The organism is Myxococcales bacterium, assembly GCA_016703425.1.
Classification (GTDB): Bacteria; Myxococcota_A; Polyangia; order Polyangiales; family Polyangiaceae; genus JADJCA01.
Genome location: JADJCA010000002.1, coordinates 531,261 through 545,880, shown reverse-complemented (window position 1 = coordinate 545,880; position 14,620 = coordinate 531,261). Strand labels below are relative to the sequence as shown.

14 protein-coding genes are annotated in these 14,620 nt (G+C 67.9%); 9 read left to right on the top strand and 5 right to left on the bottom strand.

Annotated elements, in window-relative coordinates; all coding sequences use genetic code 11:
- Positions 1-1,440, bottom strand: coding sequence for a protein kinase (locus IPG50_08615; protein ID MBK6692252.1), 1,440 nt, complete (start codon positions 1,438-1,440; stop codon positions 1-3).
- 135 nt (positions 1,441-1,575) lie between these two features.
- On the opposite strand from IPG50_08615, the gene IPG50_08610 reads away from it, so the two are divergent.
- The 4 genes from IPG50_08610 (at position 1,576) to IPG50_08595 (ending at position 6,174) form a co-directional block, all read left to right on the top strand.
- Positions 1,576-1,989: a helix-turn-helix domain-containing protein gene (locus tag IPG50_08610; GenBank protein ID MBK6692251.1), complete on the top strand. Its 414-nt coding sequence runs from the start codon at positions 1,576-1,578 to the stop codon at positions 1,987-1,989.
- Entirely contained in the window at positions 1,986-3,287 is a 1,302-nt protein-coding gene (locus IPG50_08605; protein MBK6692250.1) for a HipA domain-containing protein, read from the top strand. Before IPG50_08610 ends, IPG50_08605 begins: the two co-directional genes overlap by 4 nt.
- An 84-nt stretch (positions 3,288-3,371) precedes the next feature.
- Entirely contained in the window at positions 3,372-4,424 is a 1,053-nt protein-coding gene (locus IPG50_08600) for a fatty acid desaturase (GenBank protein ID MBK6692249.1), read from the top strand.
- Positions 4,425-4,527: 103 nt separating this feature from the next.
- The gene (locus IPG50_08595; protein ID MBK6692248.1) at positions 4,528-6,174 is read left to right on the top strand and encodes a hypothetical protein; all 1,647 of its coding nucleotides are present in this window, start codon (positions 4,528-4,530) and stop codon (positions 6,172-6,174) included.
- Between the two features lie 64 nt (positions 6,175-6,238).
- On the opposite strand, the gene IPG50_08590 is transcribed toward IPG50_08595, so the two are convergent.
- The gene (locus IPG50_08590) at positions 6,239-7,162 is read right to left on the bottom strand and encodes a hypothetical protein (protein MBK6692247.1); all 924 of its coding nucleotides are present in this window, start codon (positions 7,160-7,162) and stop codon (positions 6,239-6,241) included.
- A 124-nt stretch (positions 7,163-7,286) separates the two neighbouring features.
- Here IPG50_08590 and IPG50_08585 point away from each other — a divergent pair, with 124 nt between their 5' ends.
- On the top strand, positions 7,287-7,868 hold the full coding sequence (locus tag IPG50_08585) for a hypothetical protein (GenBank protein MBK6692246.1): 582 nt from the start codon (positions 7,287-7,289) through the stop codon (positions 7,866-7,868).
- A gap of 25 nt (positions 7,869-7,893) precedes the next feature.
- Here the strand turns inward: IPG50_08585 and IPG50_08580 are convergent, their stop codons facing one another.
- Together IPG50_08580 and IPG50_08575 are read right to left on the bottom strand one after the other, a co-directional pair.
- Positions 7,894-8,667 (bottom strand): hypothetical protein, encoded by a 774-nt coding sequence (locus IPG50_08580; GenBank protein ID MBK6692245.1) that lies wholly within the window; start codon positions 8,665-8,667, stop codon positions 7,894-7,896.
- Between the two features lie 61 nt (positions 8,668-8,728).
- Positions 8,729-10,504: an alkaline phosphatase family protein gene (locus tag IPG50_08575; protein ID MBK6692244.1), complete on the bottom strand. Its 1,776-nt coding sequence runs from the start codon at positions 10,502-10,504 to the stop codon at positions 8,729-8,731.
- A 179-nt stretch (positions 10,505-10,683) separates the two neighbouring features.
- Between IPG50_08575 and IPG50_08570 the strand changes: the two genes are divergently transcribed.
- Complete coding sequence (locus IPG50_08570; GenBank protein MBK6692243.1) at positions 10,684-10,974, top strand: hypothetical protein; 291 nt, start codon at positions 10,684-10,686, stop codon at positions 10,972-10,974.
- A 176-nt stretch (positions 10,975-11,150) separates the two neighbouring features.
- Here IPG50_08570 and IPG50_08565 read toward each other — a convergent pair whose 3' ends face one another.
- Positions 11,151-11,333 carry a hypothetical protein gene (locus IPG50_08565; protein ID MBK6692242.1) on the bottom strand — a complete coding sequence of 61 codons (183 nt, stop codon included), beginning with the start codon at positions 11,331-11,333 and terminating at the stop codon, positions 11,151-11,153.
- A 398-nt stretch (positions 11,334-11,731) separates the two neighbouring features.
- Between IPG50_08565 and recA the strand changes: the two genes are divergently transcribed.
- The 3 genes from recA (at position 11,732) to IPG50_08550 (ending at position 14,480) form a co-directional block, all read left to right on the top strand.
- Positions 11,732-12,883, top strand: coding sequence for a recombinase RecA (gene recA / locus IPG50_08560; GenBank protein ID MBK6692241.1), 1,152 nt, complete (start codon positions 11,732-11,734; stop codon positions 12,881-12,883).
- Positions 12,884-12,916: 33 nt separating this feature from the next.
- Positions 12,917-13,393, top strand: coding sequence for a histidine phosphatase family protein (locus IPG50_08555; protein MBK6692240.1), 477 nt, complete (start codon positions 12,917-12,919; stop codon positions 13,391-13,393).
- Positions 13,394-13,637: 244 nt separating this feature from the next.
- Entirely contained in the window at positions 13,638-14,480 is an 843-nt protein-coding gene (locus tag IPG50_08550; GenBank protein ID MBK6692239.1) for a hypothetical protein, read from the top strand.
- Positions 14,481-14,620: the final 140 nt, after the last annotated feature.

The following is a 14,620-nucleotide window of genomic DNA, read 5'->3' as shown; positions in this document are numbered from 1 at the left end:
TTACTGGGTGTCGAAGTCTTTGGACGCTGCGGCGGCCGGGCGCCTTTCGGGGGGCGGCGCGGCTACAACTGGCGCGCCTTGGGCTGCCGTCGGCGGCCGCGCGCCCGACGACGAGGTCGAGCTTGCGGCGGCGCGGACGGCGGCGGCAGGCGGGGTCCGTTGCGAGACCTTGAGCGCCGACGGCGCGCCCGTCGACGGTACCGCGACGCCAGCCGTGGAAAGCGGTGCGGAAGGGGAGGGCGTCGCACCGGTGGCTTGGGTCACGGTGGCCGTCGGGAGCGCCGAGGCACTCGGCGTGGTGCCTGACGTCGAGCTCGCCATCGCCGCGCCGGAGGGCGTTGGCGACCCGCGCGGGATCGCCAGCGCCAGCGTCGCACCGATGGCCACGACGCCCGTGGCCGCCGCGATGGCCGCGCGACCTCGTCGGCGCGAAGGTTGTGCGGTGGGCTGCATCGTGGAGCCAAAGGTGCCCACGGTGGAGCCCGTCACGGGGCTCGTCACGGCGCCGGCTGCGGAGCCCGGTATGGATGGATCGCTCGCTGGTGACGTGGGGACCGCCGCCGCGCCGACGAGCGCGGGCAGCGGCACTCCTCGGACGACGGCCTCGAGCGCGTCGGCCATCTCCATGGCGGAGCCGAAGCGAGCCTTCGGATCGCGGGCGCACACGCGCGCAAACCACGCGTCGATACCCGCCGGCAGATCGGGCCGAACGGCCGATGGCATCGGCGTCGGTCCGCTGTGGATCGCGACCGCCAGGCCAGCGATGGTCTCGGCCGTGAAGGGAAGCTCGCGCGTGAGCGCTTGGTAGGCCACGACGCCGACGGACCAAAGATCCGTTCGCAGGTCGAGATCCTTGGCGCCCACCAGCTGTTCGGGGCTCATGTAATAGGGCGTTCCCACCATGGCCCCGGTCCGCGTGCCGATTTCGCCTGTGAGCTCATGACCGATGGCGAGCTTCGCGACGCCGAAGTCGAGCAGCTTGACGAAGAGGTCATTGCCACCGACGTCGCAGAGGAAGATGTTGTCGGGCTTGATGTCGCGGTGGACGATGTGCCGCTCGTGGGCGCGGCGCAGGGCCTTGCAAAGTTGGCTCACGATGGCCGACACCTCGGCCGGCGACAGCGTGCCGCGTTCGTCGAGGTGTTTCGACAGCTCGCGCCCCTCGAGCAGCTCCATCACGATGTAGGGCACGCCCGTCTCGGAGAGCCCGTGGTCGAGCATTTGCACCACGTGGGGGCTCTTGACCTGCGCGGCCGCGGCGGCCTCGCGAGCGAAGCGGCTCACGGCGTCGGGGTTGGTCGCGAGCTCGGTCGCCATGAACTTCACGACGACCTGCGTCTTTAGCGCGAGGTGGTCGGCGAGCCAGACGCTGCCCATGCCGCCCTTCCCGAAAGGCCGGACGAGCCGGATTGACGGCGTCAGCAGCTGCCCCTGGTTGATGTCCCCCATCGCCCGCGTGAGCCTCTCGTGGCCGCTTGAGGGCGTCAATGTTGGCCGAATTCGCCGGTTTGGCCTCGCCACGGAGGGGGCAAATAGATGTGCATAGTTATCAAATTAAGCTAAAAGATAAGAATAATGAGCATTAGCCTCCCGGTCGCACTTCGCCAAGCGCGCCGCGGCGCTCGACTTAGCCAGCAGGCGCTGGCGTCGCGTGCGGGCCTGTCGCGTATGACTGTTCAGAAGCTCGAGGCCGGCGACATCGACCCTCGGCTCTCGACGCTGACGGTCGTGATGCGCGTCCTCGGTCTCGAAGTCGTTCTCGTGCCGAGCGACCTCACGCCGGCCGTCGAAACCTTCCTGCGCGCCGGCGGACGGCTCGTGGCCCAACCGCCAGGGACTGACGCGCCGTTGTCGATCGTCGAGTGGCTCACAGACGCCGGCGCGGGGGCGCGCGCCAAGAGCGGGCCTGGTGCCTCGTCGACGCCGGCGGCGCCGCCAACCCGACGCGCTGTCGCTCCGCGGCGGACGGCAAAGCGCGGACGCGCATGAGCACGTCGATTCGCACGTTGCGGGTGCTCTTGCACCTGCCGAGCGGCGAGCGGCGCAGCGTCGCGTTCCTCTCGCAGTTCGGTGACATCGTGCGCTTGTCGTTTGAGGAGAGCTACATCGAAGACGCGGCACGCCCCGCGCTGTCGTTGGCCTACCGAGGCGCCACCGAGTCCGACACGCGCGCGATCTTGCGCGCGACGCGCGACGTGCGTCTCGTGCGGAGCGACGGGCACCTTCCGACGTGGTTCTCCAACCTCCTGCCGGAAGGGCACAACCGGCAGCGGCTCGCGCGCGAGCGAGGTTGCTCCGAGAGCGACGAGTTCGAACTGCTCGCCGCCGCAGGACGCGATCTCGCGGGGGCCGTTGAGCTCGAGCCGCTCACCGGCGACGCCATTCCGCCGGCCGTCCTCGCGTGGCACGCGTCGATGGGGCTCGAAGTTGCGGCCGCCGAGCTGGTCGCGGAGCCGGTCCTCGACGCGGCGAGCCTCGCGGGGCTCGTCACGAAGTTTTCGGCCATCAAAGAGGGACGCCGCTACGTCGTGAAGCGGCACGGGCAGGCGGGGGCGTACATCCTGAAGCTCCCGTCGACCCGACATCCTGACTGGGTCGACAACGAGCTCACCGGCTACCGGCTCGCCGGTGTGCTCGACCTCGACTGCGCAGAGGTCGCGCGTGTGCCCCGCCGGGAGGTCGACCTCCCAGACGAGGTCGAGTTCGCTCACGTGCTCGCCGTCAAGCGCTTCGACCGTGGCGAAGCGGGGCGCCGCGTCCACATGGAAGAGATGGCCCAGGCGATGCAGTTCGAGCCGCGCCGCAAATACGGCCGCGGTCTGGAGCTCGACTTTCCCGCCATGTTGCGCCTCTTGGACCGACTGTCTGGCGAGCCGGCGCGCGACGTGAAGGAGGCGGTGCGGCGCCTCGTGGCCTTCATCCTCATGGGCAACACCGACGCGCACCTCAAGAACTGGGCACTCATCTATCCGGGCGGCGTGACGCCGACGCTGTCGCCGCTCTACGATCCCGTGTGCGTCACGGCGTGGTTTGACGAGCTCGCGCCGCAGGAATACGCGCTCAATCGCCGCATCGATGCGGAGCTCTCGTCGCTCGACTGGCCAAGGCTTCGTGCGCTCATCGACGCGGCCGGGGTGCCTCGAGCCGCGCGGCTCGTTCAAGTCGCCAAGGAGACCGTCAAGCAAGCGAAGGCGAAGTGGCCGGGCATCTTGCGCGACGCGCCGCCGAACGTACGAAAATCCGTAAGCGCACGCCTCGCGGGGGGCGTCGCGCTCGCGAGCCTCTGATGCGCCAGGTGCCAAGCGCCGCGCGACCTTCGCGCACCGCGGGGAGGCGGCCATGCTAGTGTCTTCGCCCCCGAGCCAAGCCCATTGTCGACCCTAGAGCATGTTCTCGCGCCGCCGCGCTACGGCTTCGGTGCCATCCCCACCAACCGCGAGATCGTGAGCGAGTTTTTCTATCGACTCAACGTGCTTCGCTGTCGGAAGAACTGGATCCCGCTGTTCGCGTGGGCGACGACGCTGGCCTTTGCCGTGCCGCTCGTGGTCTTCGTGACCCACTACTTCTCCTTTTGGCTCGTCCTTTTGGGCTTCGTCTACAGCATGGTGCTGCTTGGCTCCCACGGGACGTTCTATCTCCATCGCTACGCGACGCATCGCGCCTATCGCTTTCGTTCTCCGCTGTGGCGGTTCGTCTGCAAGAACCTTGTCATCAAGATCGTGACGGAAGAGACGTACGTCATTTCACATCACGTGCACCACCGGTACACGGAGCAAGCGGGGGACCCTTACAACGCACGCGCCGGCTGGCTCTATTGCTTCTTCGCCGACGTGAACCATCAGCGCATCGCACCGGATCTCACGGAAGCGGCGTACGCACGGCTCAAGTTGCTCATCGACCACTGCGGCATTCGGCTCAACAGCTTCGCGCAGTACCAAAGGTGGGGCTCCTTGTGCCACCCGGCGTTCGCCTTCACGAGCTACGCCCTCAACTGGGCCTTCTGGTACGCAGCGTTTTACCTCGTGGGCGGCCACGCGCTCGCTACGGCGCTCTTCGGCTCGGCCTTCGTTTGGGCTGTGGGCATCAGGACGTTCAACTTCGCGGCTCACGGCGGCGGCAAGGATCGCCAGCGGCCCGGCGTCGACTTTCACACGAAGGACCACTCCATCAATCAGGTGTGGCCCGGCTACGTGGCCGGCGAGTGGCACAACAACCACCACCTCTATCCCAACGGCGCGCGCTCTGGCTTCCTCGGCTATCAGCTCGACCTGCCGTGGCTCTTCATTCGCGCCGTGCACGCCTTGGGCGGCATTCAGTCGTACCGAGACTACAAAGAGGAGTTTGTGGTTCGCTACCAGCGCCCCTACCTCGAAGAGCAGAAGCGCCTCCGCGCGGAAGCCGACGCGCGGCAGACCTCGCAGTGAGGCGGAACGCCCCGGGCTTCCGACGCCGAGAGTGCGACGGTGAGGGCGCAAGCAAGGGCACACGACGCATGCACAGGCTGCGCATGACCTGGTAGGAAGCCTCATGCGCCCGGGCGTGCCCTCGCTCAGCGCCCTCGGTGGCGCCCTCGATGAAGATTGGCGTCGGTTCCTCTTCGGCTACGCGATCGTTCTGCCGGCGCTGCTCATGCCGTTGGCCACGACGCCGATTGTTCCCGGGCTCGACTTTCCGTTCCACCTCGCCATCGCGGACATGCTCGGCAAAGCGAGTGACCCATCGTCGCCGTACGCCTCGTTCTACGCTCCGCGCCACTGGCCGCCGCTCCCCTCGTTGCCGTGGCTCCTGCTCGCGTACTTGGGTCATTGGCTCGGGCCCATCGCCGCGCTGAAGAGCCTCTTGGCGTTGGCCATCGGCTGCCTCCCGCTCTCGGTGGCGGCGTTGGCTCGGGCCTTTCGCGTTTCCGTCACGCCGGCGCTTCTGGCGGGCCCGCTCGGCTACGGCCTCGCGCTCCACTACGGCTTCTTTGGGTACACGCTGTCGCTCCCGATCTTCTTCGCCCTCATGGCGGCTCTCGTTCGCGTTGTGCGCCCCGACGGCACAGCGTCGCGGCCCGGCGCGCTCTTGGTCCTCGGCGCCTTGGCCACGCTCTCGTTTTTCCTTCACCTCGAGTCGTACGCGCTCGCCATGGCGCTTTCCGCGCTGTTGCTCGTCGCGGCCCGAAAGCCGCTCGCGCAAACGCTCGCCGTGGCGGCGTCGCTCTGCCCTTCCGTCGCGCTCTTCCTTCTCTGGCAGCGTACGTCGGCGGGCGCTGGCGCTCCGCCGTCGCTCTTCGGCGCCCTCCAAGATCTCCTCGCGACGCGGCGCGCCGAAATGGGAGACCTCACGGTGGCGCGCGAGCTTGTGCGGCAGCTCGATGGGCTCCGCGTGCATCTCCTGCGCGGCTTCAAGGATGGCCATAACCTCGTCGCGAGCACCCTGCTCGTGGCGACGATGCTCGCCTTCGTGTTGGCGTCGCGTGCAAAAGGGCTGAAGGCCCCCGCCGACGCTCCCCTATCGCGGCTTCGCGTGCTGGCCGTCGTCGGTGCGCTCTTCGCGTACCTCATCTTGCCGCATCACTGGGACGCTCACGAGGCTATGTCGCTCTCGCCGCGGCTCGCCCCCCTCGTCGTTGGCTTGGCCATCGCCGCGTTGCCCATCGCCCCGTCGTGGACTCCCAATAACGGAGTCGGCCGAAGCCTCGCGCGCGTCGTCGCGGCGGGGCCGCTGCTGCTCTCGGTGACGTACGCGTCTGTCGTGGCGCGTCACTACAAGAGCTACGCCGTCGAGGTAGGGGACTTCCTCCACGTGATGTCGCGTATTCCCCCCGGCGGGCGCCTCGTCGGGCTCGTCGGGAGTGACGCCTCGACGGTCATGAACATTGAGTCCTTGCCGCGGTCGTTGCCCAGCCTCTATGTCGCGCTGCGCCCGCACGACAAGAGCATGGTCGCGCTCCGCTATTGCGGCATGCGCCACGTGCCGTGCTCGCTTGGTCGAATCGCTGTCCCCGCGCCGAACCCATGGACGCCGGAGGCCGTGGACGTTTCGCGAGCCTTCGACTTCTTCGACTACGCCATCGTTCGCGCGGGGCCCGCGCTCGGGGCGCCGCATCGCGCCCTCGAGGCGCGCGCGGAGGTGCTAGCGGCAAAAGGCGAGTGGGTCGGCTACCGGCTCCGCCGAGCTTCGGCTCGCTAGTGCGTTACAAGGTCCAGCGTCGTCGGGCTCTTCGGAGGCCGCGTCGACGAGCCTCGCTGCCCGATCACTTGCGACCGCGCTCCGCCCGGCGCCGGATGATCCACGAAAGGCCCGCCAGCGCTGCCACCGGCAAGGCCGCGGTGGAGCCGAATGTCGGGGTGACATCGCAGCGACCGCAGCCGCTGCTTGTGGGCGCGTGGGCGCTCAACGAATAGAGCGTGTCCTTGTTAGGCAAGGAGCCTGTAAGCGTGGCCTTGTGCACGAGCAACGCCGGGTCGACGAGGCCCGCGGCGCGGCCGTCTTCCATGAATGTCCCTGCGGGCCGCTCCGAGCGCACAAGGCCGGTGGCGTCGTCGACGGCGTTGGGGCCGCGGTAGCTCCCGGCGCGCGCGTCGAAGTTCTTGTTCTGCACGTAGAGGACGTGGTCGAAGTCGTCCTTCTCGAAGACCTTGCCTGAGTGAATGTGAACGGTTGGAAAGAACACGGCCCCCGCGAGCCGGCTTTCGAACTCAAACGCCATCGGATGGGGCGTGCCCGCGAGGTTCTTCAACTGAAACACCGCAAAGCCGTAGTCGGCGTAAGCAGGAAGGCGCGACCAAACGTCTTTCGAGATCACGAACCGGGGATCGACGCGCTCGAAGTCGCGAAGCTGCGGCACGAAGGAAGCCACGAAGTCGCCCACCTCGTGCACCGCCAGTGGTTGACTCGCCGCCGCCGTCGCCGCGCGCATGCCGGCGAAGCCGCTCGGCGGAGGCGGCTCCGGGAAGCCTCGTGCCAGGTCGGAGAAAAAATCCGGATACGGCTTCAGGTTCTGAAATCGCACCGAGTCTTCCCGCGCCGGCAACGCGACCGGCAGCGGGAGGATCATCGCCGTCGGCGTCTCCGCTTCAAAGGTCATTTGGTACGCGAGCGACTGGACGCCGGGGCGAATCACGCGAGCGAAGATGTTGGTCCGGAAAACGCGAGTCTCGGCCGAGAAGCAACACATGGCCGTTGAACGTATCTCCTCGCGCGTCGATCCATCGAGCGGATGATGGCTGCACGTCGACGCCGAGAGATCGAGAGGGCGTTTGGTTGGCCTGCGCTCCGGAAGCCCCCTAGGTTCCATGGCCATGGAGAGCGATGCAGTGGGCCTGGTCCGCACCCCGCCGGCGGGGCTCCTTTGGGCCGAATCCTCACCCGTCGACGCCACCTTTCGGTGGAAGCGTTCGTGGCTCGTCGCGCACCTGGCTGGCATGGTTTGGAACGGCGGGTTCGTCATGATGGGCCTCGTTGGCTCCCATCCCAAGTGGCCGCCGGTTGTGCCTGCTCTCGCAGGCGTCGGCGTGCTGCTCTTCGCCCTGCTCTTCTTGCGAGCTCTCGTGGCGACGACCAAGGTCCACTTCAACGCAACGGAGTTCACCGTTCGGACTGACCCGCTTGGCGGCTCGCCACTGAAGCTGGCGCTCCAGGAGATCGTGCGCTTCGTGGCTCGCCCAAACGAAGACGAAAATCGCACTGAGCTTGTGGTCGCCCTGGCCTCGGGCGCTGAGATTGCCGTTCCCTTAGACTTCGAGCCGCCGACGTTCGTGGTTCGTGGGTCGAAGCGGCGGGTTTGGTCGGCGCCGCCCGAGCACGCGGCGTACGTGGCCTCGCGCCTCGAGGCGATGCTCGAGGTTGCGCGGCGCATGGGCCACGATTCCTACCGAGCGTAGGAAGGTGCGAAGCTGGGCGGTCCCGTCAGGGCGCAACGTCGTAGATCACGTCGTCGGCGCCGCCGCTCACGTGGTAGCCGGGGCCGCTCGTGAGGGAGAAGGCGACCTCCGCCAGGCCGCCCGTCTTGCAATCGATGACGGGGCCCGCTGCTGTCGGCGAGATGGGCGACGTGCTCGTGACCGTGGACGAACCCTGCGCGACGACTTGACCTGCGTATTTCATGACGTACGCGACGGGGACGGCGCCGGCGGCGCCGTTCTGCCGATAGAGCGTCAGCCCGAGGGAAAGCGGCTTGCCGCAGAACGCGTTCGCCGACGCGCCTCGCACCCAATAGTGATTCGCGACGTCGGGTGGTGGACTGGCCATGCGAAAGAAGCGGAGCGCCTGCGGCTCGAGGCGCAGCTTCTTGGCCGCGACGGAGCCCGTCGATTCCACAACGAGCTCATGCGACGGGAGGGCCTTGTCGCAGGCGACCGCGGGCCCGCCCGCGATCTTGACGTGTTTCGTCGCGCCGGCGGCCAGTTCAAGCGTCACGGCTTTCGCTTTGTCGACGGCCAGGAAGAGCCGTCCCTTGAACGGGACTTTGGCCTTGTTGGTCACGTCGACCTCGAGCGCGAGCGAGCCGCCGCAGGGGCTACCTTTGGTCGAGTCGATGCGCACGTCGACGGTGCCGAGCGCGGCCAAGGTGGGCGCATCTCGCATCGCCGCTTTGGGAGCCGTCGGGGGGTCACCGCCGCGGGCGCCGCCCGACGCGAGCGAGAAGGTGAGCAAAGTAGCTATGCCGAAGCTGAATTTCACCGCGCAAGGGTAGCGGCGAAGACCGCGGGCGCAAGGCCGCTCGCGCGGCTCGGTTGGAGCGCTACCGCGCGAAGTCGCGACCGCCTTTGGCCGCGGCGGGTGGGGACACACCCAAGAGCCGGCTCGCGGTCATGGCGAAAGCGCGGAAGTCGACGGGCTCGCGCACGACGAGACCTGCGGCGGCGCGACCCGGAGCGCGAACGAGCATCGGCACGGTGCGGTCGTAGAGATAGGGACTTCCGTGGCTTGTACCGAAGCCGCGGACGATGCGCGGATCGAAGAAGCTCCCCCGCGTAGGGATCACGTAATACGCGCCGGCGTGTTCGCCCGAGTTGGGCAACACGGAGCGGCAGACGAGGGCGGCGATGCGCGCCTCTTCGTCGAGCGCGTCGTCGCCGTCCTGCGGCGGGCACGCTTTCGGTAGCGCGTCGACGGCGAATACGGCTCGAACGCCGCCCGTGGAGAGGAGCGTGCGCCGCACGGTCTGGTCAAACCGCTCGCGGTCCGGAGGCCCAAGCGTTGACACCTCAGGCGACACGAAGACGTAGGGATCCCCGACGCCCCGCAGCAGCGCGCCCTTGCCTGGCAGCGCCGTCTCGAGCGATGCGCGCAGCCGCGCCGTCAGGGCGTCGGGATCGATGCGGTGCGTGACGCCGCAGGGCCGCTCGTAGCGATCGCGCGGGGCCGCGCCAGCGCACGAGCCGCTGCGGCGAGCGACCACCTCGGGCATGCTCATGGTGCCGTGGTCGCCGCTCAACACGGCGGCCCACCCCGCCTCGCTGAAGCGCGCATCGAGAGCGCGAAAGAACTCCGCGAGCGCCGCGTCGAGCGCGAACAGCTCTTCCCAGGCTTCCCACGAGTCCGGCCCGAAGACGTGGCCCACGTAGTCGTGCGCCGACAGCGACAACGCGAGCAACGTGGGCCGGGATGCGGCGCGCTCCGCGTCGAGCGCGTCGAGCGCCAGTGCGAAGAGCGTGCGGTCCGATGCCGGCGTCGTTCGAAACGCGCGACCCGGCGAGGTCGCCTTCCGCGGATCATGCGGGAAGGTCCGGCCGAGGCCCGACTCGTCACCCTCGCCGGGTTGATCATCGGGCAGGTCGCCCCGCGCCTTGCCGTCGTGCGTCCACACGGCGAGGCCTCTCGCGAGTGCGTCGCGACTGCCGTGCCGTTCGACGAAGGCCGGCAGAGAGGACGCGACCGCCGTCGACGTGACGAAGCGAAACTCTTTGACGTCGAGCCACACGGCGGCGGTCGGACGTTTGCCCGCCGGCAAGAGCGCGCCTCGGTCCTTAAGTGAAAGGCTCACGATGAGCGCGTCCTCGTGGGCTTCGCGAAATTGATCGGCGATCGTGGGTACGCGAAGGCGGGCCGCCGACGCGCTCTGGGTGCCTTCGGTCGCGCCAGGGCAAACGAGGCGCGTCGCCGGGTCGGCGATGATCGCGCCGACGGTCCCGCGATCGTCGACGAGCTCGTTGCCGTAGATCCCGTGCTCGCGGGGGACGGCGCCCGTGTACAGCGACGCGTGGCCCGGCGCCGTGTCGGTGACGGCGTGTGCGTAGCGCAAGGTGTCGATGCGCGTGCCCTCGCGCGCGAGGCGGTGGAAGCCCCCCGCCGGTGGCAGCCGGTGGAATCGCTCTTCGAAGGCCCACGCCGAGAGCTGATCGACGACGAGCGTGACGACGACCGGGAGGCGCTGCGACGCGCTGGCAGGCGCAGGAGGGACATCGGCCGGCTTACGTGTCCTGCATGCCGCGCCGGCCATCGCGAGGGCGAGCGCCATCAAGGGCCACGAGAGGTGGCGCCGGCGAGCAATCGGCAGACCCAGTCCAGCGGCCATGGCGCGACAACTTTGTCATGCTTTGGGGTGTCCTGCGTAAGAGACAACGCGGTGGCGCGGAGACGCGGAAATGCCCTGCACCTACCGTGATTGTCGCCAAACTCTGAGGCGCTGCCGGTGTCCTTACGCAGAGGAATGCTCGTGGCACATCGCCTGCTTCACCCTCGGTACGTTCCTGCATGAGTCATCGCCATCGAACCGCCCGCTCCCGCATCGTCAGCGTCGTCGAGTCCGACGTGGCCTTCCTCGAGCGTTTCCTCATGGGCAGCAGCCGTGGCCCCTTCGCGGAAGGTCCCGACGGGCCCAGCGACGCAGCGTTGCCGGCGGTGCCCGAATCGCAGACGCGCCCCGTGAGCACTGACCTCGAGGGCGGCGACGAACAGGTCGACTCGCTCCCGACTCCTGCGCCGCGCACCTCGCGGTGCCGGCCGCGCGTTGCCAAGAGCCGACCCGCGCGTCTCGGTCGATGATCGGGTGACTCAGCGGCGAGCTGGAATCGACGCGAGCGCGGTCGCGCCTTGAGCGCGGCCGCGAGGCGTTGTCTTCGAGACGCTCGTCAGGCGGTTCTGCTCACCGCCGAAGATCCGACGAGCTCGGCCTGCTTCTGCTCGAGCTCGCGCCGTCTCCCGCGTCAGTCGGTGCAGCGTCAGTCGGTGCAGGGGCGATTGTGCACGTCGTCTTCCTCGGCTTCGAGCCATTGCTCGAGCCAGCCTTCGCGCTCCGCGAGATCGCGCGCGCTCGAGAAGTCGCGCGCGGCGACTCCGAGGCGACCGGGCCGTTGCGAAGGAGGAGTGGTGCGCGAAACGCTAAGAGGACGTTCGGACTTCATGCGTGAAGAGCCCAGCAAGCCACGTTCCCCAGGCAAGTACGATGCAACTGCGCGAATTCGTTGGGTGTCCATGGTGTCTGCGAACCGTTCTGCCGCGTCGTCGGAAACGCAGCCGTGACATGGGTGCCACAGTCCGGCGCGGCCGCCTAGGTCCCTCGCGAGGAACTTAGAGGGCCTGCGCAGGTGCGTAGCGGGCGGCACGGCGGGCCGAGAACGACTGAAAGGTGAAGCCCGCCGTCCCTTTACAGGGGAACGGAGGACCCCTACGCAGGTCTCCCGTTCAGGCTTCTTGACACTGAACATCCAGACAGTATAAGCAGGAAGAACTGAAACGCCAAGAGCACGCGCCACGCGAGCACGAGCAAGCAAGCACGAGCAAGCAAGAGGGAGAGACGAACATGGATGAGAAGAACCGCGCCAAGGCCATTGAGCTAGCCCTCGCAGGCATCGAGAAGGAATACGGCAAGGGCGCCATCATGCGGCTCAAGGATGGTCAGTCCATCCAGCAGGTCGACGTCATCTCGTCAGGCAGCCTCGGCCTCGACATCGCGCTCGGCATCGGCGGTTATCCGCGCGGCCGCATCATCGAAATCTACGGCCCCGAGTCCAGCGGCAAGACGACCCTCACGCTTCACGCCATCGCGAGCGTCCAGCGGGCTGGCGGCGTCGCGGCCTTCATCGACGCCGAGCACGCGCTCGACCCGTCGTACGCGCGCAAGCTCGGCGTGAAGACCGACGAGCTGCTCGTCTCGCAGCCCGATTACGGCGAGCAGGCGCTCGAGATCGCAGACATGCTCGTGCGGTCCAACGCCGTCGACCTCATCATCATCGACTCGGTAGCGGCCCTCGTCCCCAAGGCCGAGATCGAAGGCGACATGGGCGATAGCCACGTCGGCGTGCAGGCGCGGCTCATGAGCCAAGCGCTCCGCAAGCTCACCGGCACCGTGGCGCGCTCCAACTGCCTGCTCATCTTCATCAACCAGATCCGCATGAAGATCGGCGTCATGTTCGGGTCGCCGGAGACCACGACGGGCGGCAACGCGCTCAAGTTCTACTCGTCGGTTCGCCTCGACATCCGTCGCATTGGCGCCATCAAAGAGGTCTCGGCGAGCACCGCCGGCAAAGACCCTGCGGTCATCGGCAACCGCACCCGCGTGAAGGTCGTCAAGAACAAGATGGCGCCGCCCTTCCGCGAGATCGAGTTCGACATCCTCTACGGCCAGGGCATCTCCCGCTCCGGCGACGTGCTCGATCTCGCCAGCGACGCTGGCATCGTTGAAAAGAGCGGCTCGTGGTTCTCGTTCCAGGGAGAACGCATCGGTCAGGGGCGCGAGAACGTGAAGACGTACCTCGAGCAACACCCGGAGATGCTCGAGAAATTGGAGCAGCTCGTGCTCAAAAAGCACGGAATCCAACGGAACGGCGCCGCCGCGGACACCGCGAGCGCGCCGGCCGCTGCCGCGCCGGACGAGAAGAAGCCACAAGCGGCCAAGGCCGCCGGCGATGAGCCAAAGCGCCCCGCTAACGGTCAGGCCTCCGCGAAACACTGACGCGCCGCCCCGTCCGCTCTACTCTGCTGGGCGATGGACCTCTTCATCATGCGCCACGGCCCGGCGGAGGACGCGTCGCATACGGGCCTCGACTCCGACCGCGCTCTCACGCCCAAGGGCCGGGAGCGCGTGCGGCTCGTGGCCCGCGAGCTCATTCGGCTCGGTGAGGTGCCCACGCTGCTGCTCACGAGCCCCTTGGTTCGAGCACGGGAGACTGCCGAAATTGTCGTCCAGGAGCTCTCGCTCGCGCCGTATGTCGAGGACAAGTCCCTGGGCATGACCGGGCGGGCGGGAGCGCTCGCGGAAGACCTCATCAAGAAGCGAGTGAGCGGTCGCATGCTCGTCGGGCACGAGCCGGAGCTCTCGAGTCTCGTGGCCGCGCTGACGGGGCACCGCGTCCATATGGAGAAGGCCATGGTGGTGGCGGTTCGCATCGACGGTGGGCGCGGCCGTCATGCGCTGCGCTTCGTCCTCGAGCCCAAGACGCTTCACCAGAAGACGTTTTCGTAGGGCCAGGGTCGTTCGTCGACCGCTTCCGCGGTGACGGAAACGGAGGGCGCCATGCCCCGTGCCGTCTCCGTCGATTTTGGTGGGGAAGGGTGCGACGAGGGCCCGTTACCCAGTGGCTATCGGTTGGCGTCTGACACGCAGCATCGAGCCAAAAAATAGAGCTTTCGCGGGTCGTCTTGACGATCCCCGATGCCGACTTTAGTCCGAAGGGAGGGCGTCTTCACGCGCCCGGCTGGTGACACCTATGTCTGCTCGAAGCGTGCTCATGATTCATCCGCAGAGGCTCGGCCCGAGGCCCGAAGCCCGCGCGCGCGCGCTGACGAACCACGGCTCCGCCGTCGTCATCCGGATCCCTGATCGCATGGCCGCGCCCTACGCCGCCATGATCCCCAAGTCGGGGCCGCGTCTCTACGTGCACGAGGGGGCGCGGCAAGCCCTCGAGCGGCGCTTTGCCGCCGCCGGCGCCGCGAGCGTCCGGCTCGCCATTACCGACAATCGCCACTCGATGATCTCGCACTCGTGGGAAGGCGGCGTGCTCCGCGCGCGGGTGCACCACATGTTTTTGGACGCGCCGCCGGACATTCAGACGGCCCTCGTTCGCTACGTGACCGAGTCCGACGCCGACGCGAGCATGGCTCTCGGAAGCTTCATCGATTCGCGCAGCGATCGGCTCGTGCGGCGAGGGCGTCGACACAAGCTGTCGCAGCAGGGCAAACACCACGACCTTCATTCCATCTTCGTGGACGTCAACGACCGCTACTTCGGTGGCAGCGTGACGTGCCTACTCACCTGGGGGCGTCACACCAAGACGCCCAAGCCCCGCACCACCATCAAGCTCGGCAGCTACGACGACAACGAGCGCCTCATCCGGATCCATCCTGCGCTCGATCGGCCCTGGGTCCCGCGATACTTCGTGGCGTTCATCGTCTTTCACGAGATGCTGCACCACGTGTTTCCGTCGCGACGAAGCGGCGCGCGGCGCGAGCTTCATTCCGCTGACTTTCGCGAACGCGAGCGAACGTTTCGTCACTACGAACGAGCGCTGCTCTGGGAAGCGAAGAACCTGCGGCGAATGCTCCGCGCCTAACGCCGAGTCCGGGTTGACGCGCGCTGCGCTCGGCGCCGGTGCGACGAAGCGGCGCGACGAACGGTGGGAATGCATCGGCGCCGACAATCGTCTTCGCCCCAACGGACGCCCGCACGCTCGCGGCCGCGTCCGCGGTATCC